At 46.8% G+C, this 21,317-nt stretch carries 23 protein-coding genes and 2 pseudogenes; 5 read left to right on the top strand and 20 right to left on the bottom strand.

The features are described from left to right. On the bottom strand, positions 1-1,260 hold a 1,260-nt coding region (locus L696_RS0101375), incomplete at its 3' end, for a M3 family metallopeptidase (RefSeq protein ID WP_025682051.1). Positions 1,261-1,357: 97 nt separating this feature from the next. Here L696_RS0101375 and L696_RS29080 point away from each other — a divergent pair. Then, positions 1,358-1,528, top strand: coding sequence for a YycC family protein (locus L696_RS29080; RefSeq protein WP_081750666.1), 171 nt, complete (start codon positions 1,358-1,360; stop codon positions 1,526-1,528). Next, complete coding sequence (locus L696_RS31670) at positions 1,525-1,761, top strand: hypothetical protein (RefSeq protein WP_025682052.1); 237 nt, start codon at positions 1,525-1,527, stop codon at positions 1,759-1,761. The genes L696_RS29080 and L696_RS31670 overlap by 4 nt, the downstream gene beginning before the upstream one ends. Positions 1,762-1,853: 92 nt before the next feature. Here L696_RS31670 and L696_RS0101390 read toward each other — a convergent pair whose 3' ends face one another. After that, positions 1,854-2,564 carry a DUF2225 domain-containing protein gene (locus L696_RS0101390; protein ID WP_025682053.1) on the bottom strand — a complete coding sequence of 237 codons (711 nt, stop codon included), beginning with the start codon at positions 2,562-2,564 and terminating at the stop codon, positions 1,854-1,856. Positions 2,565-2,606: 42 nt separating this feature from the next. After that, positions 2,607-2,984, bottom strand: coding sequence for a globin domain-containing protein (locus L696_RS0101395; protein ID WP_023990208.1), 378 nt, complete (start codon positions 2,982-2,984; stop codon positions 2,607-2,609). Positions 2,985-3,397: 413 nt separating this feature from the next. On the opposite strand from L696_RS0101395, the gene ylbJ reads away from it, so the two are divergent. Beyond that, positions 3,398-4,732 carry a sporulation integral membrane protein YlbJ gene (gene ylbJ, locus L696_RS0101400; protein WP_025682054.1) on the top strand — a complete coding sequence of 445 codons (1,335 nt, stop codon included), beginning with the start codon at positions 3,398-3,400 and terminating at the stop codon, positions 4,730-4,732. 66 nt (positions 4,733-4,798) lie between these two features. Then, positions 4,799-5,602, top strand: a complete 804-nt coding sequence (locus L696_RS0101405; protein ID WP_025682055.1) for an NAD kinase — start codon at positions 4,799-4,801, stop codon at positions 5,600-5,602. Between the two features lie 138 nt (positions 5,603-5,740). Here L696_RS0101405 and L696_RS0101410 read toward each other — a convergent pair whose 3' ends face one another. Continuing rightward, complete coding sequence (locus L696_RS0101410) at positions 5,741-6,658, bottom strand: YutD family protein (RefSeq protein ID WP_025682056.1); 918 nt, start codon at positions 6,656-6,658, stop codon at positions 5,741-5,743. Positions 6,659-6,682: 24 nt separating this feature from the next. Then, on the bottom strand, positions 6,683-7,585 hold the full coding sequence (lipA, locus tag L696_RS0101415; protein WP_025682057.1) for a lipoyl synthase: 903 nt from the start codon (positions 7,583-7,585) through the stop codon (positions 6,683-6,685). Positions 7,586-7,833: 248 nt separating this feature from the next. On the opposite strand from lipA, the gene L696_RS0101420 reads away from it, so the two are divergent. Continuing rightward, positions 7,834-8,937: a M23 family metallopeptidase gene (locus L696_RS0101420; RefSeq protein ID WP_025682058.1), complete on the top strand. Its 1,104-nt coding sequence runs from the start codon at positions 7,834-7,836 to the stop codon at positions 8,935-8,937. A gap of 59 nt (positions 8,938-8,996) precedes the next feature. On the opposite strand, the gene yunB is transcribed toward L696_RS0101420, so the two are convergent. The 15 genes and pseudogenes from yunB to L696_RS0101490 all read right to left on the bottom strand — a co-directional run bounded on the left by yunB (position 8,997) and on the right by L696_RS0101490 (position 21,137). Beyond that, complete coding sequence (gene yunB / locus L696_RS0101425; RefSeq protein WP_025682059.1) at positions 8,997-9,803, bottom strand: sporulation protein YunB; 807 nt, start codon at positions 9,801-9,803, stop codon at positions 8,997-8,999. A gap of 139 nt (positions 9,804-9,942) precedes the next feature. After that, complete coding sequence (locus L696_RS0101430) at positions 9,943-10,875, bottom strand: aldo/keto reductase (RefSeq protein WP_025682060.1); 933 nt, start codon at positions 10,873-10,875, stop codon at positions 9,943-9,945. A gap of 109 nt (positions 10,876-10,984) precedes the next feature. Next, positions 10,985-11,674: a DNA alkylation repair protein gene (locus L696_RS0101435; protein ID WP_025682061.1), complete on the bottom strand. Its 690-nt coding sequence runs from the start codon at positions 11,672-11,674 to the stop codon at positions 10,985-10,987. A 19-nt stretch (positions 11,675-11,693) separates the two neighbouring features. Continuing rightward, a complete protein-coding gene (locus tag L696_RS0101440; RefSeq protein ID WP_025682062.1) occupies positions 11,694-12,311 on the bottom strand; it encodes a DNA-3-methyladenine glycosylase family protein in 618 nt (205 codons plus the stop codon). Positions 12,312-12,381: 70 nt separating this feature from the next. Continuing rightward, positions 12,382-12,654: pseudogene (locus tag L696_RS0101445) on the bottom strand (radical SAM protein); the annotation flags it as partial. Between the two features lie 17 nt (positions 12,655-12,671). Then, the gene (locus L696_RS0101450; protein ID WP_025682064.1) at positions 12,672-13,187 is read right to left on the bottom strand and encodes a methylated-DNA--[protein]-cysteine S-methyltransferase; all 516 of its coding nucleotides are present in this window, start codon (positions 13,185-13,187) and stop codon (positions 12,672-12,674) included. Next, complete coding sequence (locus L696_RS0101455; RefSeq protein WP_025682065.1) at positions 13,168-13,773, bottom strand: bifunctional transcriptional activator/DNA repair enzyme AdaA; 606 nt, start codon at positions 13,771-13,773, stop codon at positions 13,168-13,170. The genes L696_RS0101450 and L696_RS0101455 overlap by 20 nt, the downstream gene beginning before the upstream one ends. A 225-nt stretch (positions 13,774-13,998) precedes the next feature. Continuing rightward, positions 13,999-15,888 (bottom strand): beta-glucoside-specific PTS transporter subunit IIABC, encoded by a 1,890-nt coding sequence (locus tag L696_RS0101460; protein ID WP_025682066.1) that lies wholly within the window; start codon positions 15,886-15,888, stop codon positions 13,999-14,001. A gap of 250 nt (positions 15,889-16,138) precedes the next feature. After that, positions 16,139-16,969, bottom strand: coding sequence for a BglG family transcription antiterminator LicT (licT, locus tag L696_RS0101465; protein WP_025682067.1), 831 nt, complete (start codon positions 16,967-16,969; stop codon positions 16,139-16,141). Between the two features lie 271 nt (positions 16,970-17,240). After that, positions 17,241-18,680: a 6-phospho-beta-glucosidase gene (ascB, locus tag L696_RS0101470; RefSeq protein ID WP_025682068.1), complete on the bottom strand. Its 1,440-nt coding sequence runs from the start codon at positions 18,678-18,680 to the stop codon at positions 17,241-17,243. A 295-nt stretch (positions 18,681-18,975) separates the two neighbouring features. After that, positions 18,976-19,401 carry a MarR family winged helix-turn-helix transcriptional regulator gene (locus L696_RS0101475; protein WP_025682069.1) on the bottom strand — a complete coding sequence of 142 codons (426 nt, stop codon included), beginning with the start codon at positions 19,399-19,401 and terminating at the stop codon, positions 18,976-18,978. A gap of 112 nt (positions 19,402-19,513) precedes the next feature. Further along, a complete protein-coding gene (locus tag L696_RS31675; RefSeq protein WP_342447928.1) occupies positions 19,514-19,966 on the bottom strand; it encodes a hypothetical protein in 453 nt (150 codons plus the stop codon). After that, a pseudogene (locus tag L696_RS32285) lies at positions 19,946-20,104 on the bottom strand (FAD-dependent oxidoreductase); the annotation flags it as partial. The gene L696_RS31675 and the pseudogene L696_RS32285, both read right to left, overlap by 21 nt. 42 nt (positions 20,105-20,146) lie before the next feature. Beyond that, positions 20,147-20,527: an FAD-dependent oxidoreductase gene (locus L696_RS31680; RefSeq protein WP_025682071.1), complete on the bottom strand. Its 381-nt coding sequence runs from the start codon at positions 20,525-20,527 to the stop codon at positions 20,147-20,149. 169 nt (positions 20,528-20,696) lie between these two features. Next, complete coding sequence (locus L696_RS0101490) at positions 20,697-21,137, bottom strand: OsmC family protein (RefSeq protein WP_025682072.1); 441 nt, start codon at positions 21,135-21,137, stop codon at positions 20,697-20,699. Positions 21,138-21,317 lie beyond the last annotated feature (180 nt).

The raw sequence follows: 21,317 nt of genomic DNA on the forward strand, positions 1-21,317 counted from the left end.
TGCCAGCGTCGAAGCCGTCTCGGCTACGTTCATCGCATAATTTTGATTCAATGGATGCAATTCATTCATCACATGCTGATGATAACCGTGTCCAAGCTCATGGGCCAGTGTCGAAACGTTGGAAGGCGATCCGGCATAGGTCATGAAAATACGGGTCTCTTTGCTAAGACGAAGGGAAGTACAGAATCCACCAGGACGTTTCCCCGGGCGATCCTCTGCTTCAATCCAGCTTTTCTCAAAAGCCATTTGAGCAAAATCAGCCATTCTTGGACTGAATTTACCGAATTGCTCAACAATCGTTACGGCTGCATCGTCGTACGAGATTTTAGTAGTAGATGTTCCAAGTGGGGCCTCAACGTCATGCCAGGACAGTTTCTCCAAGCCCAGCAGCTTCGCCTTCCGCTCCAGATATTTAACCAGTACAGGCTTCGTTTCATTAATAACCTGCCACATCGTATCCAGCGTCTGTGCGGACATACGGCTGATTTCCAGCGGCTCCTTGAGCACATCAGTCCAACCCCGGTTTTCATACAGCTTGAGGCGGAAGCCTGCTAGGTGGTTCAGCGTATCCGCACAATAGTCCTCCACCTTGGTCCATGCTTCTTCCCAACGTGTGAACACTTCTTGACGCACACTACGATCTGGTTCATCCAGCTTGTTGGCAGCCTGCCCTACGGACAGATTTACGATTTCTCCATTCTCTGGAACAGGGATAGTCATATTTTTGACAATCGTGTTATAAAAATCCCCCCAACCATGGTAGCCGTCCACAGCCAGATCCAATGCGAGACTTTCCAGCTCAGGTGCCATTTTTTCACGAGCTTCGTTCCGGTATTCATTCAGGACAAAAGAGATCGGCTTAATCGCTTCCCGGTCCATCCACTTCTGCCAAATGTCTTCACTCGTTTGTGCCAGCAAGTTCTGGAAGGATACCAACGTACTTTTCCCCTGTGCATACAGCGTATTTATGCGTGCGCCCAGTTCAACAGCCTGCTTGTCATGTTGGTTTTGGGCAGTTAGACAGGAAACAAAAGAACCGGCTTGCGATGCTCCGTTAAACAGCTCCTGTATAGCATTCAGCACACTATCCAGACGCTCGGTATCCAATACCGTTTGTGGTACTTTGGCTGATTTAAGCTGAGACTGCAATTGTTGAACCTTGCTCTCCAACTCCTCCAAAAATGCTTTAAATGAGGGAGAGGAAGACCCCCCACTAAATATGGATTCCAAATCCCATGTTTGCTTCAACGGTGTTTTCATAGCAGTTCCACCTTTCTTTTTGGCGAATTCATGTGGTTTCATATACAATAAAGCTACATCGTCATGATAGAATCACTACAATTGGGAGGAATACAGGATGAGACCTTTACAAATTTCGCCGGAAACGGCTGTGAAATTATCCAAAAAGCTCGGCATTCCGCTGGAACATCTCATGCATACACCCCAGCATATTTTGATGCAAAAACTGGCCGAACTGGCCAAAGAAGAAACCGCTGACCCAAATGGCGGTGAATCGGACAAATCATGATTCCTTTTCACAAAACCTGGCCTTATGACATTGTCATGGGAGACGTTTATGTACAATCCTGTCCGTTTTGCGACCACGAGAACGTCCTGCTGCCCCTGAAGCCCAAAGAGCTTAAGCTCATACACGAAGGGATGAAAAAGCTGCTTGTGTTTCCATGCTGCCACAGCAGGATTACTTTGGTAGATTGTGATGACGATTATTTGCTGTCAGATACCACCCTGCGCCATCATTAATTCATGAGGCAATTTAGAGACAGGTAGCCGTTGTTGATAAACAAGGTGTGAACCATGAGCCTGAACCGGCCATAGTGCACACCTTTATTCCTTCAAGAGGAGCTTGCGTCTTGCATTTCCTCCGGCAACTGAATATTCTTAGCGAGCATTTGCTCTCTCAACACAGCCCATTGTTCACGGGAAGCCCGGATCATAGCTGCGTCCATAATTTTCTTGTCATTAATGACACGTGAAAACCAGCGTACCGCTTCGTTAAAGTTGCCTGTACGTCGATGCAATTCTCCAATCAGATAGAGAAGCTTGGCATTATTCGCCCCGACACCCTCCAGCTCATAGACCCGAATATAGGAGTCCAGACTAAACTTGAGAAACCGAAGCTCCTGCTCCTCATTCCCCTGGTATCGGTACATCCACGCGATATGCTGCAACAGGCTGGCTATCACCCGCTCCTTTTCCCCGATGACCTGCGCACACAGTAAACCCAGCTTATACGTTTCCAACGCCTCTTCCCAGTTGCGATGTCCGTCATATTCGCGGGATTGCCACCGATTACCGATTTTGTCCTTAAACAGCTTCGACTGTTGATCGCTTAACTGAACGGTTGAATGCTCTGTCGAGGTAAATCCGCAATGAGGACAAACCCGTACGACATAAAAATCGGGATTTTCATTCTTGTAGTACGCGCAAAAATCTGAATCCGTACGAATGGCCTTCTTTAGGCTTGGTCTGACACGGGATGTCTGAAATTCTTCTTCGCAATGCGGGCAAGCAATTTTGATCTGATATAACGGTTCAAGTTCCAATGTTTTTACAACCCTCTCCAAAATTCGGCAATCCCCGCAAGCTTACGGGGTATTTACAAAATGATGCGCAGGACCGGACAAACGGTTAAGTATGATTGAACGAAGCGGCTCCTCAATGCCCGTATCCGTTAACGCACCTGCCATACAAGACAACCATGCCTCTGCTCGCTCCTCCGTTACGGGAAACTTCATATGTCTGGCACGTAACATCGGATGACCATATGCATCAGAAAAAAGGGACGGTCCTCCAAAAAACTGGCTCAGGAACATATACTGCTTTTCCTTTACCGGTTCCATGTCTTTAGGAAACAGGGGACTTAACAACGGATCTTTATAAACTCTCGGGTAGAAGGCCTCAATAATAGCACGAACACCTTCCGCACCCCCAAGGTTGTCATAAATGCTCAGGCTAGGATTCACTTTTTCCTCCAACTTTCTGTGCTATGGTAATAAATATACACCCGTATTATAACAAAAAACAAAAAATGACGCTAAGAATAAGCGTCATTTTATCATTTCACGTATGAGGACAGGCTTGCACGACTTGCAAACAGCCTGCCAATCTACGAATACAGCTAATAACTCCGCCAATCCTCTTCACCGGGACGGACGAGAGAGGCACGAATGACATACACAAAAGCACACACGAGTAGACCGGCAACGATGCTCATCCTGATCACTCCATCCTTAAGGTTATGGATCGTTGTTTTTTAATTTTAACATAATCTATACAAAAATACAGCACTCCATGCAAACGCTTTCTTGTTTTTTTTGGTACTCTTTGTCCATCCTCGTCATAGGAATAGTAGTAGAACTCCAAAGGAGGGGCCTCTATGCCGCTGTACCGCCGTTACTCGCTCCCTTTGCTCATTCTTATGCTGCTATTCCTATTTATACTTATGGCGGCGCACCCGCAATCTTCTCTAAATGCTGGACTTCGTGGTCTGGCCATTTGGTGGGACGTGCTTTTCCCGTCCTTATTCCCGTTTTTCGTTATTTCCGAGCTGCTGCTCGGTTTTGGCATCGTCCATTTTATAGGTGCGCTGCTGGACCCGCTCATGCAGCCCCTATTCCGTGTACCTGGCTGTGGGGGTTTTGTCGCTGCGGTCAGCTGTGCGTCCGGTTACCCCATTGGAGCCAAATTAACGGCCAAGCTGTGGGAGCAAAAATGGATCACCCGCATCGAAGGGGAACGGCTGGTCGCCTTTACAACCTCCTCTGATCCGATATTCCTGATCGGTGCCGTTTCCGTCGGGTTCTTCCATCAGCCTGAAATTGCAGCCGTGCTGGGTGCTGCCCATTATGGTGGCGTGCTGATCATCGGCCTGCTCATGCGCTTCCACGGCTCCCGTTCGGGGAACGCTGTTACTCACGGCAAGCGTCCCCAGTCTGCTACAACCCCAGCAGGCCACACCGGGCAGCCTACACCTACATCCCTCACTGTCGCTCCAAATGCCAAGTCAGACACGTCCTCTGTGCAGCAACGCGGACGACTGCGCCAAGCGATATATGCCATGCATACAGCGCGCCTGGAAGATGGCCGTCCATTTGGCGAGCTGCTGCGTCAAGCTATTGCTTCCTCCCTCCGTCTTATTATTGTCGTAGGAGGACTGGTTGTATTCTTCTGCGTCATTCTGGAAGCTTTAACGAACTCCGGTTTAATGAGCGGGCTTCGCCTGCTTACAGCAAGCTTATTGTCCGCCTGCGGCCTTCCTCCTACGTTAACAGATTCCATTGTAGGCGGTATCTTCGAAGTCACTCTAGGGGCACAAGCCGCTGGTGAAGCCACAGGAGCAGCTTTGCCATTCAAGGTAGCCGCAGCAGCCTTTGTTCTCTCCTGGGGCGGACTATCGGTTCATGCGCAGGTCGCGAGTATTTTGAATACAACGAATCTCCGGTACCTGCCTTTTTTGCTAGCCCGCGCTGCGCACGGCATCATCTCTGCTCTGCTGGCTCTCGTGCTATGGCGTCCGCTCATGGGACAGGGAAGCTCGCCAGTCTTTTCTCCGATACACGATATCACCTGGTCTCCCGGCTTCTCATCCACTGTGTTGTGGCAAAGCCTGCTATTCCTCACTTGCCTGCTGATAGCCATGCTCTGTCTCTCTTGGTTGAGTGCAGGCACTAGCCGCTTATTCGCACGTCTGAGGAGAGCGTCCAGGCAATGAACGTTTGTGTTCTTGCTCATAATTGATTATGATCGGTATATACCCATGACAAAGGAGCTTTTCATCTTGAGATATTATGTTCTGGATCGCGGGGATCAGCACTCCATGGACTTGAGTCAGCAGTTTCACCGTCTTGCCCAAGAAAAGAATTTCAAGCTGGATGCCGAATCGCCGGAAATCGTCGTGTCTATAGGAGGCGACGGTACCATGCTGCATGCGTTTCATACCTTCATCGACCGACTTTCGGATATAGCCTTTGTTGGTGTACATACCGGTCATCTGGGCTTTTATGCCGATTGGCGTGCGGACGAGCTGGAGGAGCTAATCCACCTGATGAGCCAAAGCGGATCTGAGGGACCGCTTAAACCGAGAATCGTCAAGTATCCATTGATCGAGCTGGAGATTCACAAGAAGTCGGGAAATGCTTCTTTTATTGCGTTGAATGAATTTACGTTAAAAGGGGTAGATGGCACGGTCGTTGCGCAAGTGGATATTAACGATGTCACGTTCGAAATGTTCCGTGGAGACGGTATATGCGTTTCTACCCCTTCAGGCACGACTGCCTATAACAAAGCACTCGGCGGAGCTATGGTTCACCCCAGCATTGAAGCGTTGCAATTAACTGAGATTGCCTCCATTAACAACCGGGTGTATCGGACAGTTGGATCGCCATTGTTGCTACCCAAACACCATCATTGTGATATTTTTTCGAGAAAAGATCAGCGTCTTCTGCTGACGGTAGATCATCTGAACTTCCCTGTGGATGATTTGATTTCTGTTCGTTGCCAGGTTTCCAGTCACAAAATCAGCTTTGCTCGTTATCGTCCCTTTCCATTTTGGGATCGGGTACGCAATGCTTTTCTCAATTAGGCAAGCGCTTTGGAATACACATAGAACTGAAAAGCACTAGAACATGCAAAAGAGCCAACCTTGGCTCTTTTTTTGTATAATAGGGCCAACTTATCCATGGTTGATCCTTTTGCCAAAAATAAAAACGGCTCCTGAAATTCAGGAACCGTTTTGTTGTGGAGCTGTGAATGTTTTATTCTTTTTGCTTCCCTCAGCTCTTTCGGCTTTGGCAGCAGGCTGCGCCTGACGCTGACCTCCGGAATCACGTGAGACACGGACTTGCCGTCCCTCCCGGTTTTCCTTCGGTTGACGCTCATAGCGTGGGCCACGGGATTCCTTTTTATCGAAATTCCCTTGCTGATTGCGCTGTTTCCGTGGTTCCCGGGCTTGCTGTCCTTCACCGGAAATTCGCCCGTCCTTCGCCTCACGCGGTTCTCTCGGCGGGCGCGAATCACGTGCTTCCCGTGGCTCACGCTGCCGATTCCCTTCACGTCCTTCTCTGGACGGACGGTTTTCACGGAATTCCCTTGGCTGTCGCTCACGTGGTTCCTGGAATTCCCTTGGTTCCGGTCGTTGCAGCTCCTGAATTTCCTGAGCTTCACGCGGCTGCTCCACTCGCGGCTCCTCGGCTTCCCTCGACTCGCGCTGTGGCTCTGTCCATTCCCGTTCTTCTCCGTCTGCGCGTTGCAACACTTCTTGCGGCTCACCGGCTTCAGCCGTTTCCGTTGGTTCCGCTTGAGGTTCTTCCAACTGTTGATTATCCGGCGTAACGGATTCATCATTGTTTTCAATCTTGCTGATCACTTCGCGGCTCTTAAGCAGCACAAAATAAGCACAACCGAAATTACAATATTCATTAATGTAATCGTCCAGTACCGCTATGGATGTATCCTTATTGGCCTTGGGATGCCCGTCACGATAAAAGCCCTTTAGACGTAGCTGGTTGTAACCCCAATCACCAATAATATAATCATAGCGCTCCAGCACTTCACTATACCGGTCACGAAAAGCTTCGGGATTCCACCCGTTCTTGTGATCCTGCAACACTTCATAGTTTTTACCACCGATATGAAACAAGCTAATCTGACCGCCTTTCCCGGATCAAGCCTGCGAAAGGGCGCCTTCTTCCTTATGCTGAGCGGCAGACTTCACCTGCTCATGCGCTTGGTAGGAGCTGCGGACCAACGGACCGGATTCGACGTGGCTGAACCCCCGTTGTAATCCCTCTTCCTTTAACTTCGCAAAATCTTCCGGTGGGTAATATTTTTGCACATATAAATGTTTCTCGGATGGCTGCAAATATTGTCCAATTGTCATAATATCGCAATCGACTTTACGCAGATCATCCATGGTTTGTAAGATCTCGTCCCACTCTTCTCCGACACCCAGCATAATACTGGATTTGGTAGGGATGGACGGATTTAATTGCTTCGCACGTTGAAGAAGCTCCAGAGAGCGACGGTATTTGGCCTTGGCCCGAACTTTATCGGACGTCCGCTCCACCGTTTCAATATTATGATTCAAAATATCTGGTTTGGCATCCATGACAATACGCAGCGATTCGATATCGCCCATAAAATCGGGAATCAACACTTCTACGCTGCAAAAAGGCAAACGGCGGCGAATCGCACGCACTGTTTCTGCAAATATAGTGGCTCCCCCATCCTTCAAATCATCACGGGCCACACTGGTTACGACACAGTGTTTCAAATTCATGTTTTCAGCCGCTTCCGCGACGCGCTCAGGTTCCTGTAAGTCCAGTTCCGTAGGCATTCCCGTATTCACTGCGCAAAAACGACACGCACGCGTACAAATATCACCCAAAATCATAAATGTAGCTGTCCTGTTGGCCCAGCATTCATATATATTAGGGCATCGCGCCTCCTCACATACGGTGTGTAATGTCTTGGAACGCATCATGCTCTTGATTTCCTGATAGTTATTATCTGTCGTGAGTTTAATACGAATCCAGTCGGGCTTGGCTTCCTTCACTTTTCTAGACAATGGTATAGACCTTCTTTCTGATAAGCTTGAACTGTCATTGCCATACATTATAACATGAAAGCCATGGAAAAACCTCCATTCATTGTTCCCTTTTTGATATGACTTTGATGCCGGAAAAGTAAACTCCTTAGATGGATAAAAGCGACGGATATGGCTCAACCTAAACCAAAGCGCCCGTACCGATGCCGTTGGATGCGGGCCTGTATCTACGGGGGCTGTCAAGCCCCCTCTTGAGGAGGTCGGTTCACGTGCCTTACCCTAAACGTACAGTTCGCGCTATGCGCCTGTTGCCGCTGCTGTTGTGCGCCACTACACTGACAATGGCCTGTCCGCTTCCTGCTCAGGCCTTGGCTAAACCTTTAGAAGCCTCATCCCAAAGCATCCAGACAGCACATGGTGCTACTCCAAATTCCCAGTCATCACTGTATAGATCAAGGCTTGCTCTATATCGTTCCGTCGAAGCCCTGACAGGGATTCCGTGGTACAGGCTGGCCGCTATCGACCAGTATGAACGCACGCTTACGATTGCACATCCCAAGGATCGCAAGCATGGGGAGCGAGTCACAGGTATCTTTGTCACAGGCCCCGTCTGGTCCGGTTTGATGAATCCTGATCCCGAGGACCGGTATCCACGTTCCATTTCTTTTTTTTCCGGGCTGGGACAGGACGGCTCGGGTGACGGAATTGCCGACCGCGATAATGACAGGGACTTGCTGTTCAGCATGGCCTCTTATCTCGGTAAATATGGGATCACCCAGGATGAATTTTCCATTGCAGTATGGGAATATTACCACAACAGCCGCGCGGTTCAAAGAGTGCAGCAGTTTGCCAAACTGTATCGGACCTATGGAAAGCTGGAGCTTGGCAAACAAGCCTTCCCGCTTCCCTTGGGCAGCATTTATAGCTATCGCAGCACTTGGGGCAGTCGTCGGAGCTGGGGCGGTTACCGCATTCATGAAGGAACAGACCTGTTTGCCGGCTATGGTGTTCCAGTTCGAAGTACCTGCTATGGCGTAGTCGAAATGAAAGGCTGGAATCCTTTCGGTGGATGGCGAATCGGGATTCGGGATCTCAACAATCGCTATCACTACTATGCGCACCTCTCCGGCTTTGACAAGACCGTTCACAATGGGGACATTGTCACGCCAGGTCAGATTATCGGCTGGGTCGGTAGCTCGGGTTACGGCAAGCCCGGTACCCAAGGCAAATTCCCGCCACATCTACACTATGGCATATACCAGGACAGCGGTTGGACGGACTGGTCCTTTGACCCATATCCGTTATTAAGACAATGGGAACAAACGGAGCTCAAAGCGCTCAAAACCAGCAAAGCAAAAGGGACCTCCACATAAGGTCCCTTTTGCTTTGCATATACAACAATCAAGCCCTCTCACATTCCACTTGCCTTCGCTTATGGCGTTGGGGATGAAGTGGTGGGTTCATCTTCCTGCATTTGTGGAACACTCTCTATGCCGGAATCCGCAGCACCACCTGTCTCTGTCGAATGGGGTGGAAGTGCCAAATTGGGGGCGACAGCTCCATTTTTACCAACAGGCTTACCTTGATTATCATAGTAATACATCGGGACATTGCCCACCACGAGCAAATAAGACACCGGAATTTCCGTCTCCACAACCTGAGGCTGCATTTCAAAAGGAATCACGACGGACACCTCCGTCGTAATCCGAATATACACTTCCACCAAAACCATGTTGATGCCCGCATCCTGCTGGCGTGTATTTAAATCTACCTTGATAGCTCCATGCGGCTCCACCTTGAGTGGAACCTTCGGGCCATAAGCAGCCAGCAGTGGACTACCCAATGCCTGACCGATCGGAACGCTCTCATCAAAATGGCTCATGCTGTCCATCGTTGCCTTGACTGCCTTGAGCGTATCCGAAGTAATTCTCATATGCTCCGCATAATTCAGAACAAAGCCGGAGGTTTTCCCTTGCGCATCCGTTCTCCATTCGATCAGTTTATCAGCGGTCTCGCCCTGCTCTACCTGCGCAGTAATCGCTGAATTAATGGCCTCCGTCGCCATTTGCTTGACCCGCACTTTTGCCAAATGCATCATAGGCGGCTTCAAATGCTGCTCTACATAAGAGGCAACCTGTACGATTCCTACCAGCAGTATCAGCCCCACAATGAGCCATACTCTGTGTCTTCCATGTCGCCTTCTGTTAGGCCTGCTGTGCCAATGCGGTCTTCTCTTCATCCCGATCCCTCCGCAGCAATGAGCTTACCCTACAAGGATATGCGGCGGGTACACGAAAAAGAAGCTGCCCGTCCGGCAGCTCCTTTTGGTGTGCTAAAAATATATAATTTCCGATGTGATTCTTAAGATTATTTGAAAATTATTTAAAAATACGGTCAATCTTTTCAATATCTGCCTGACTCAGCTTAACATCCAGCGTTTTCAGATTCGCTAGCACCTGCTCCGGCCCCTTCGCCCCTGGAATGAGGGCATCAATCGAATCGCGGGTCAAATACCATGCGAGCACAACATGAGCGACCTCTGCATTCAACGCATTGGCAATCTCCCGTACCTGCTCCACTTTGTCCAAAATACGAGCAAATGCTTCTCCCTGAAACAATGGACTTTTCTCTCTGTTATCCGTGAAGGTTGTGTCTTTCGTATACTTACCGCCCAGCAATCCGGAAGCCAGCGGGAAATAAGGCACAAACGAAATGCCATTAGCCTTGGTATAAGGCAGCAGTTCCTTCTCAGCTTCCCGTTGGAGCAAATTATAATGGGATTGAAGCACATCTACATAGCCGTCACTATTCGCATCCTTAAGTTGTTCAATGGAAAAGTTAGATACGCCAATGGCCTTAATTTTGCCTTCGTCCTTGAGCTTCTTCAATTCTCCGACAGCCTCTGCCTTCGGCGTAGCTTCATCCGGGAAATGGATATAGAACAGATCAATATAATCGGTCTGCAATCTTTTCAGACTGGATTCGACGGATTCACGTAAAAAAGCAGGCGAGTTGTCAACAACAACCTCTCCATTCACAAATTTGTGTGCCCCCTTGGTCGCAATGACAGCTTCCTCACGTTTGCCGCGCTCCTTCAGCACCTCACCGATCAATCGCTCTGAGTGCTCAGGTCCATAAATAAAAGCCGTATCCAGAAAATTGACGCCGTTATCCAAAGCTGTGCGAACAACTTCTTTGCCCGTTTCATCATTCAAACCGGAAAAAAGATTATGTCCTCCCACCTTATTTGCACCCAAACCGATTGGTTTTACATATAGATCTGTTTTGCCAATACGCACTTGCTCTGCCAATTCACGTCATCTCCTTTTCGAAAGTTACTTCCATTTTAATATTAGATTCCAAAAAAAGCAAATATAATATACTTAAAATCAAATAAGCATAATAAGAAATAAAACAACACTATTTTCTTGTTCGCTTCATACTGCGAATGATTGTTTTCGTTGTCTGATCCACCTGGTATGATTCCGTGATTTTTTGCAGAGCTTTGTTGAAGGTAAAATCATCCAGTGTATTGTTTTTTAAGTAACTCATCGTAATCTCAGGCAACTTGATATAACAGATGGATATCGTCCATGCGACCGCCATTTGTACATAATAATCCTCACGGTGGGTTTGATCCAGCCATTGCAGTACCCGGATGATATACTCTTCCTCAATATAAAAATTCAGAAGCATAACCACTCCAAACCGAATTTCATATTCTTTTCTGGATGACAGATACGGCTGGATAAAGTTCCATACTCGTTCCTTATGATTTTTCGTACATTTTAATCCGGCGCAGAAGCTGTCGCAAACCGACCAGTTATCAATTTTAGGAACAAACCTGGCGACGTAGCCCAAAACTTCCTCTATATCCGCTTTCACATAGCCAATCACCATGCCTTGCAGCATTACTTCCTCGAAATGTTCACTTTCAGCGGTTTCAAGGTAGAGACGCCAATCTCCTTTGGCAATATCCTGTGCCAGCTTACGCAGCACTGGCAGACGTACACCCAGCACATTATTAATCGTCGGAAGCAGTGCAGCCGTGAATTTCTGAAAATCCGCATCAACATATGACAGTATTTGTTCTCTAATTGTTTTCTCCATAGTTTCCACTCCCTGATTCTTAACGAAATGAAATGCTCCACAAATAAATAGAGGCCACAGAACCATAGGGCGTATAGACTCGGCGGTACTCCTCAAATTGCTGCTTGGTCAGTGTATCCAAATTGTACAGCTTCATCATCCCCCGTCGAATAGCTATATCGCCCCAACTGACGACATCCGGACGTTCCATGGAATTAATCAGCATCATTTCAGCCGTCCACGGACCTATCCCATGCAGCGAGGACAATTTTTGAATTACTTGTGTATCGGAGAGCTCATATAGTTCCTGCAAATCCAACAAGCCCTGCTCTATGGTTTGGGCTATATTCAGGATACAAGCCGCCTTTTTCATCGTGATACCACAGCTCTGAATAACTTCAACCGACTGGGGCGCTATATTTTCCGATGTCATCACACCCAGCTTCTCCTGCATTCTTGCCCATATCGTTTGAACCGCCTTCGCAGAAATAAGCTGTCCCACAATCGCATGAACAAGCGCGGCGAACAGATCGGGAATAATCACTCGTTCGACCTTCCCCATTTGCGTCATTGCTGTACCAAGTACAGTGTCCACGCTTTTCAGATAGTTGATTTCCTTCTCTCCATAGTCAAAATTTTTCGTGATCACGGTTTGCACACTCCGCTTCCTCCTCTGCAACCCTTATGCAGTTCCACCACATTCCATTTGAATGCAGTCTACACCAAAATCAGGGCTCAAATCCTTCACGGCTTACATAAAGCTGTTCTTCAGGAAAAACGTTACGAAACTGTTCGTAGACTGCCTTGTAGGCAGCCGGATGATACCAAGCCTCCAGCCCTAACGGCTCGTAAAGCGCACCGATATTTAAGCTTCGTGTACGCCTTCCTCCACTGCCGTCTCCCATAAAATAATCATCAATACAGACACGGTTGACCAGTGGCAAAAGCTTGTCCGCAAATTGCTCGCTGCTTGGAAGTATCGGAGCGATGGTCGCTTGCGTATGATGTGCTTTCATTGTTAACCTCTTTCAAGCTGTAAAAGCTTTACCTTCATATCCAAACCACCGCGATATCCGGTTAAAGCGCCATTTTTGCCGATAACCCGATGGCATGGGACGGTGACCAGAATCGGGTTAGCACCGATTGCAGCTCCCACCGCACGAACAGATGTAGGCTTCTGAATCGCGTTCGCAATGTCTGAGTAGGATTGTGTCTCTCCATACGGAATGTCACACAGTGCGTTCCAGACCGCCATTTGAAACGCAGTCCCCCGAAAGTCAAAAGGAACGGTAAAACCTGTGCGCTTCCCTTGAAAGTATTCAATAAGCTCTGTAGCATAGGACTGTAAAACCTTATCATCTTCAACTAATGGACTGCCGGGAAATCGACTCCCTGCCCACGAAGCCAATTCCTCTAAAGGTTTATCGGGTGAGCCTACGTAACATAATCCATCCGATGTAGCTGCAATATATAAATTCCAATCCTCGTGGGTTAATAATGACCAATAGATTGTTTTAGGGATTTGGGTTAACATAATGTATACCTCCACTTTGTAATTTTTCTGATTTAAGGTGGCGATATTGCAAAGGGGTGTAGCCTGTATTCTTTTTAAATAACGTAATAAAGTAAGGGGTATTGGACAGACCTACGCTCTCCCCCACTTCCGCAACGGACTTATCCGAGTCCATTAGCTGTTGCTTGGCATGCTCCAATCTGGTTTGCTGTATATATTCCATCGGAGTTATATCCATGACCCGCTTGAAGGTACGATGTAAATGGTACGGGCTCCCATGACTCATCTCTGCAAGCAGATGCAGCGTTAAATTTTCCTTATAATTAGAATCCACATACTCTGTAACCAGTGCAATCCATTCATGATCAGGCAATTTTTGTCCTGTCGGTTTACACCTTTTGCATGGTCGAAAATGCTCCGCTAAAGCCTGTTCTGCTTTTTTGAATACGCGGATGTTTTCTCTTTTGGGAGGACGGGATTTGCAGGAGGGGCGACAAAATATTCCCGTTGTCTTCACAGCATAAAAAAATTCACCATCATAAGACTTGTCGTTCTCCACAATAGCTCTCCACTTCTCGTCAGTGATGGGCAACTCGGATTTCTTCATTACATTCACCTCTCATTTGCGATGTGGCCTCCCACATATCTATGTCTAAATTATAAACCAAACAGTGAACATATGTACCCCTCTTGGAATGTAAAGGCAAGATAACGAAAAAAGATGACTCCCTTGGAGCCACCTTTGATCTTACATGTCCATCTTCTTATATGCACTTGAACCAAAGCCCAGAAATACCGATAAGGTGGACCTTAGAGCTTTTTCTTATGTCATTCAGGCAATGCCCTCTTTCTCATTGGTACCGCCGAACAGTTTTAAGAGCGGTTCCTGCACCCTTACCTGTCCTTGGGTGGTTGGAAGGATATCTGTATAATCGGAAGAATTCGTAACGATAATCGGCGTAATCGTAGGATAGCCTGCTGTCCTGATCTGCTCAACGTCAAATTCGAGCAGCAAGTCCCCTGCTTTTACCTGATCGCCTTCTTTGATGTGGGAGGTAAAATGTTTACCGTCGAGCCTAACCGTGTCTACTCCGACATGAATCAGAATTTCTGCGCCTTTGGGCGAAACAACTGCAAGCGCATGTTTTTTCTTGAACGCCACGGTAATCGTCCCGTCGAACGGGGCTACAACTCTGCCTGATGTCGGTTCGATGGCGAGGCCTTTACCCATAGCTTCCGACGCAAATGCGGGATCGGGAACTTCCGAGAGAGCGACAACGGTTCCTTCAATCGGACTAAATACCTCTTCGTTAGAAACATCTGTTGTACGAACTGGTTCTTTAGCCGAATTTTTGGGTTCTTCTTCTACTTCGACCGGATCTTCAAATCCTAAAATATAAGTCAGAATGGCCGAAACCAGAAACGATACCGTAATTCCTAAAATCAGTCCCGGAAAGCCTTGTCCGCCGGGGCCATAGAAGATGGGCAAGGTCAGCAGTCCCGGCGCACCGGAAGCAAATGCTTGCGTTCCCGCTTGGCCAATAATTGCTCCACCGATAGCGCCACCGATAATACCTGCAATAAATGGACGTTTCAGCGGAAGCGTGACTCCATAGACGGCTGGTTCTGTGATACCGAACAAAGCGGTAAGCGTAGCGGAACCCGCCAAGGTCTTCAACTTTTTATTTTTGGTTTTAAGCATGACACCAAACGCAGCACCGGTTTGGGCGAAGATGGAAGCCGCAGCGGAAGGCTTGATTCCGTCTCTTCCGTTCACAGCAATGTTATTAATGAATACAGGTACGAGACCCCAATGGACGCCGAAAATAACGAGAATTTGCCAGCAAGCACCCATGATTGCGCCAGCCAACAACGGGCTGAAGCCGAACGCGGCAATGAGTCCAGTTGCGATGCCGTTGCCCACGTAGACCCCGAATGGACCGAATACGATCAAGGTCAGAGGAAGCATAATCACGAGCAGGATCAATGGCGTAATAAAATTTTTGACGCTTTCATGGATCAACCGATTACACCATTTTTCTAGCTTGCTCATGACAATGATAGCAATAATAATGGGAATAACCGTAGACGAATAACTCATCATGACAATTGGAATACCGAAAAAGTCAGTAGGTGTACCTTCAGTTTTCAACGTGACGATGGACGGGTAAAGCAAACCTCCGGCAATGGTCAGGGCGACGAAGATGTTACCTTCAAATTTTCGGGCTGTTGTAACCGCTAACAAGAGCGGGAGAAAATAAAACAGACTGTCAGCAGCGGCCAGCAAAATAATGTAGGTCGTGTCCTTCGGTGTCAGCCATCCAGCGTTGCTGGCAATCAGCAGCAGGCCTTTCAGAATACCGGCTCCAGCCATAACTCCGAGTAGCGGTGCAAAAATGCTGGAAACAACGTCTATAATGGCACCGAAGCCTTTGTTGGCTTTAGCAGGTTTTTCATCTTTCTTGGATTCGTCCAAAATGTTGGATACCTTGCTGATTGCACTGTATACTTCCGGCACTTTATTGCCGACTACGACCTGAAACTGGCCACCGCTCTGCTTAACCGTGATGATTCCATCAGTTTTTTCCAGTTTTTCTTTATCCGCTTTCGCCTCGTCCTTTAGCACAAAACGCAAGCGGGTGGCGCAATGAACGAGTGATACCACATTTGTTTCGCCGCCTACCAAATGAACGATTTCCTTAGCCAATTTTTCATAACTCATGCTAGACACCTCCATGTTCTAATGGGCATTTTACGTATTTAGGCGCACAAAAAACCTAAGCCTTGAAAAATGGTGGGCGCTTTTTGTCCCGCAATTTTTCATGACTTAGGTTTTGCCTGCATAACCAGTAACAATCCCAGTTAAAGCTTTATTAAATTCCTGTTGTTCTCATAATATAATTAATAAACCATATCTGTCAATAAAAATATTTACCCATATATTCTCTATCCTGTTTGCAGGAAAGTTCAGCTTATCTGTTAACCACCCGCTCAATATGCACGGTCAGATACAGCTTTTCTTCGTTCGTCAATTCGTGGTTGTATTCTTTTTCCACAAAAGCTCCGATTTTCTCCGTGCAAGCTGCCGCGTCTCTGTGCTTTTCCTTAATCATGTCATACAAATGATCGTAGTTGTTTTCATAGTGATTCCCCTTAAACACTCGCTGGGCGAAAAATTTCAGATGTGTAATAAAGCGGAAATAACTCAGAGAGTCCTCGTCAAAATCGACCTTAAAATGATATTTCGCAATATTGATAATTTGCTGCATAAATTTCGTAATACTCATCGTGGTGATAACTTCTTCGTTCATTTCGGCATTCACGATGTGAATCGCGATAAAAGCCGCTTCGTCCACAGGCAGTTCAATATCGAGCTTTTGTTTGATTTGTTCCAGCGTTTTCAGACCAATCGCGAATTCTTCTTTGTACAACTGCTTGATTTCCCACAATAACGCGTTTTTGATCTCCAATCCTTCCCGATATCTTTCAACGGCAAAATTGATATGGTCGGTCAAGGAAACATAAATATTTTCGTTCAGCTTTTTATTCAAATTGTGCTTGGCGTCATTAATGATTTCTTCCACAATCACAATCAGTTCCAATGGAACCTCACGCAGTAGCATTTTGAAGTTGTCGGACGTCTGCTTGTTTTTCAGGGCAAATACTTTCTGAATTCTGGTTTCGTCTACTTTATCTCCGGGCTTTTTCTTAAAAGCAATCCCGCGGCCCATCACCACGAGCTCTGTACCGTCCGTCTGGTAGACACTGATTACATTGTTGTTGATGACCTTTGCTATTTTCATCTAATAAATCCCCCCATATGCCAGCAAGAGCCACTCCTATTCCCTGTTTATGGCAAACAAAAAAACCGAAGCTCAACAAATAAACAAGACTGTAAAATCCGCTTATTCGTGGCTTAGGTTTTGCCTGCATAACCAGTAACAATCCTAAAAATGATGGAATTGCGTCAAGTATAGCCCGAAGACAAGAGATTGTCAACGCTTTCAATCAAGAAACAGAGACCGGAAATCCCCTTTACAACCGGGATGTCCGATCTATTTTCTTATGAGATTCTTACTCGCCCAGATTCTCGCCATCGGAATGAATTACGTTTTTGTACCAGTGGAAGCTCTTCTTTTTTATCCGGTTCAGCGAGCCGTTGCCTTCGTTGTCCCGGTCCACGTAAATATATCCGTAGCGTTTTCTCATCTCTCCCGAGGAGGCGCTGACAATATCAATAGGGCCCCAGCTTGTATAACCGATAATCTCCACCCCGTCCTGAAGAGCCTCGCCCATTTCAGCAATATGCCGCTTCAAATAGTCGATCCGGTAATCGTCATTGACTTCTCCTTCAGGAGAAACCTCGTCGTTGGCACCAAAGCCGTTTTCCACTACAAACAGAGGCTTCTGATAACGGTCGTGCAATTGGTTTGCCGTGATACGGAACCCTTTCGGATCAATCGTCCAGCCCCATTCGGACTTGTCCAGATAAGGGTTGGCTACGGAGCCGAACACATTGCCGCTCGTCATGTTTTTGATAACTTCCGGGTCTGTGCTGGTGGTTCGGCTGGAATAGTAACTGAAACCGATATAATCGACGGTATGATGCTTCAAAATATCCGCGTCGTCCGGTTCCATCTCGATGGTTAACCCATGATCCTTGAAGAAGCGCTTCGCATAACCTGGATATTCACCGCGTGACTGCACGTCGATAAAGAAGTAGGACTCGCGGTCTTTTTCCATTCCCTGATAAACATCTTCGGGATTACATGTATACGGATAGAAGCTGCCCGCAGCGAGCATACAGCCAATCTTGGCGTCTGGAATGATCTCATGGCACGCTTTGACAGCCAGTGCACTTGCAACAAGCTGGTGATGTGCAGCCTGATACTGAATTTGTTTGACGTTTTCACCTTCCTGGAAAACAAGCCCGGCGCCAATAAACGGCAAATGGAGCAGCATGTTAATTTCATTGAACGTCATCCAGTATTTTACTTTATGCTTGTAACGGGCGAATACCGTTTTTGCATATGTTTCAAACAGGCTTACCAGTTTCCGGCTTCGCCAGCTTCCGTACTTAGCAATCAGATTTACCGGTACGTCAAAATGAGCGAGCGTAACCACTGGCTGGATGCCATGTTTAAGCAATTCGTCGAACAGATCATCGTAAAATTGTAACCCGGCTTCATTCGGTGCAGCATCTTCTCCCGTTGGGAAAATACGGGCCCAGGCAATGGAAACACGCAGCGCCTTGAAACCCATTTCTGCAAATAGCGCAATATCCTCGCGATAGCGATGGTAAAAATCAATCGCTTCGTGGGAAGGATAGAATTCGCCTTCGAGCGGAGTGAGCGAGGGAACATTCCCCTTCATGATGCTTCTTCTTTTCTCGCCAGTAGGCAGCAGATCCACCAGACTCAATCCTTTGCCGTCTTCCAGATAAGCTCCCTCGGCCTGATTGGCAGCAAGAGCACCACCCCATAAAAAGTCTTTCGGAAAAATAAAGCTGGACATAAACGTTCTCCTTTCAAATGTGTGATGAAGGGAAAGCCGAAAGGGTTTGGAGAAATAAAAAAACCCAAACTGGCCAGGATACACGCGTAGTGTAAACAAGCCGGTTCAGGTTATGCCCTAACGGTAACATCCCATGAAAAGGTTATACGTAGTTGATGAAACTCTAACAAAGATTTGGAAGCCTGTCAAATTCATTTGATGCTACAGGCCATGGGCCCTTTTTTATTTATTTCCAGCAGGTGTCGCACTTCATATTACAATCCGTCATTACAAAAACGAAGTCAGAACATTTTCGCTATTTTGTTGTATTTTCAACCATAATACTCAACACATGTTTGAATGTCTCAAGATCGTCCTTGGAGATACCTGCGATTGTATCATTTTTGAACTTTTCGGCAATTGGCATTAAATCGAGACATACCTTTACGCCCTTATCGGACAATTCTAACTGCTTGACTCGTTTATCTGTATTAGTAGCGGAGCGATATAAAAGCCCATCGAATTCCAGTTTTTGAAGCAAACGGACTACGCTCGGTTCTTTAATCGACATTTTTTCTGCTAGTTCTCTCTGGGTAATGGATTTATGAATATAGATGTAATACATAGCGATCCATTGACTCCTGGTGATGTGGTAGGGGCGAAACTCTTTCTCCAATGCTTCCGCAAAGACTTTCCCACTACGGTTTGTAACAAAAGCAAGGCAATCCTCTATATTAAACAATAGACACACCAACCAATCCCAACAGTTTTATCTCCGTGTATTTCTCCTCTATTCGCAGTATGATAGCAAACATTTCACTTTTTGTGAAATGGTATGGCTACATCAGCGTGTTTTACGCTTGATGGAGTGCCCCAATGCTAAGGCCGAATGCAGCTTCATGAATCACTTCTCCCGTAGTCGGGTGAGCAAACACGGTGTGCGTGATTTGTTGCTCCGTTAGCTCATTGGCAATCGCAAGCGTTAAGGTACTGATCAGGGAAGACGCATCGGGACCAATAATCGACCCTCCAACTATTTTTTGTGAGCGATTATCCCTAATCAATTTAATAAAACCTTCCGGTTCATTCATTGTTAACGCCTTACCATTGCTGGCAAAGGAAACCTTGCTCACGCTGTAATCCATCCCCTGCTGTTTACATTCATCCTCTAATAGACCTACACTGGCTATTTCAGGTGAAGTGAAAATCACGTTAGGGATTGCCGTATAGTGCATGCCTCCCGATTCGCCTAATATCCCATCGATGGCTGTAATGCCTTGATGCGAGGCGACATGGGCAAGCTGCATAATATTCGTAACATCGCCTATCGCATAGATATGTTCGACGTTTGTACGCATATGTTCGTTCACGGCAATGCCTCGCCCACGTTCATTGAGCTGAATTCCGGCTCGTTCAACCTCCAAACCCTCCAAGTTAGGCTCACGTCCAACAGCATATGGTAGTGGTTCTGCCCTTTTACACTCACTTCATTTGAGGATAAGAAAGATGCTTGCCCGCGAGATAACTTCAATGTCATTCTTCTCCATCAAGTAGTCAATCCCGGAAATTAATTTTTCCTTGATTTCATCTTTACGACGAATAATCTGCTTCATATCGACTTGAAGGTCCGTTCCCGTGTGAATGCCAAACAAAGACGATTGTTTGACATGGTGACAAACTTCAGAAGATTTAACCAGTGATTTGGTTGGAATACAACCTACATTTAAACAGGTACCGCCCAATTCTTCCTTTTCAACTAATGTAACCTTAATCCCCTTTTTGGCTGCATAAATCGCGGACACATACCCGCCTGGTCCTGCTCCAATAATCAATAGCTCAACTTTCTTAGCTATGACTGGCTGTTCCATTGCAGCAGCCTGCGGCTCAGATAATGCAACGGTGTCTTCTACCTAGCTGCACATTAATTGTTCCTGCTTTCCCTTTTTCCCCCAGCAATCATTGACATTTTAATTTCCATGATGTTCAAGCTCCTTCACTACTAAAAAGGGCTAAGCCGCGCCGCTTTTAGCGAATAGTTTAGTGTCTGACTACACCGGATTGCACCAGTTTAACCCCGTTCGCCAAGCAGTCTCCAACCGGGCAGGTCTTCTCAATGAATGCCGCAAAAGCTTCTGTTTTTTCTTGACTTTCGGTCGTTTTAAAGTGCATTACAAAACGAATTTCCTGGAAACCGCTTCTTACATCTGCCAGCCCCATGAACCCATCCGGGTCCAAATCCCCTTCAAGCTCAACATGCAACTCTTCATACGAAAAGTTATACGCATCCGCAAAAGCAGCAGCAACGATGGACTGACATGCTCCCAGCGCACACAGAAGCGCTTCGACCGGATTCATCCCTTTATCTGTTCCACCTAAATCTTGGGGTTCATCCATCAAGATTTTAAAACCTCTGGATTGAGCCTCAACCTGCAAACCTTCTGGCAATTTTGTGGCAGTAGCTTTGAACGTAGTTAACATAGATATGGCCTCCCTTTGCTTTGTGAAAAAAATAACTTATCTTTGTGAAAAGAATAACAATCTATTTACTCAAAGTCAATAGTTAGCTAAGTAATTTGTTGAAATAAACATGACGAACAAAGTGACCTTCCCAATTCTTTTCATTCTATATAAGACGCAATTAAGATCATAACCTGACAA

It is taken from the genome of Paenibacillus maysiensis (assembly GCF_000520815.1).
Classification (GTDB): Bacteria; Bacillota; Bacilli; order Paenibacillales; family Paenibacillaceae; genus Paenibacillus; species Paenibacillus maysiensis.

What these genes read in the sequence shown, in the direction of transcription:
- L696_RS29080 (WP_081750666.1), top strand. Translation starts at nt 1,358, where the DNA reads ATGAGACCTTTACAAATTTCGCCGGAAACGGCTGTGAAATTATCCAAA.
- L696_RS31670 (WP_025682052.1), top strand. Translation starts at nt 1,525, where the DNA reads ATGATTCCTTTTCACAAAACCTGGCCTTATGACATTGTCATGGGAGAC.
- ylbJ (WP_025682054.1), top strand. Translation starts at nt 3,398, where the DNA reads ATGCCGCTGTACCGCCGTTACTCGCTCCCTTTGCTCATTCTTATGCTG.
- yunB (WP_025682059.1), bottom strand. Translation starts at nt 9,803, where the DNA reads ATGAAGAGAAGACCGCATTGGCACAGCAGGCCTAACAGAAGGCGACAT.
- L696_RS0101435 (WP_025682061.1), bottom strand. Translation starts at nt 11,674, where the DNA reads ATGGAGAAAACAATTAGAGAACAAATACTGTCATATGTTGATGCGGAT.
- L696_RS0101450 (WP_025682064.1), bottom strand. Translation starts at nt 13,187, where the DNA reads ATGTTAACCCAAATCCCTAAAACAATCTATTGGTCATTATTAACCCAC.
- L696_RS0101455 (WP_025682065.1), bottom strand. Translation starts at nt 13,773, where the DNA reads ATGAAGAAATCCGAGTTGCCCATCACTGACGAGAAGTGGAGAGCTATT.
- L696_RS0101460 (WP_025682066.1), bottom strand. Translation starts at nt 15,888, where the DNA reads ATGAGTTATGAAAAATTGGCTAAGGAAATCGTTCATTTGGTAGGCGGC.
- licT (WP_025682067.1), bottom strand. Translation starts at nt 16,969, where the DNA reads ATGAAAATAGCAAAGGTCATCAACAACAATGTAATCAGTGTCTACCAG.
- ascB (WP_025682068.1), bottom strand. Translation starts at nt 18,680, where the DNA reads ATGTCCAGCTTTATTTTTCCGAAAGACTTTTTATGGGGTGGTGCTCTT.
- L696_RS31675 (WP_342447928.1), bottom strand. Translation starts at nt 19,966, where the DNA reads ATGCAGCTTGCCCATGTCGCCTCGCATCAAGGCATTACAGCCATCGAT.
- L696_RS31680 (WP_025682071.1), bottom strand. Translation starts at nt 20,527, where the DNA reads ATGGAACAGCCAGTCATAGCTAAGAAAGTTGAGCTATTGATTATTGGA.
- L696_RS0101490 (WP_025682072.1), bottom strand. Translation starts at nt 21,137, where the DNA reads ATGTTAACTACGTTCAAAGCTACTGCCACAAAATTGCCAGAAGGTTTG.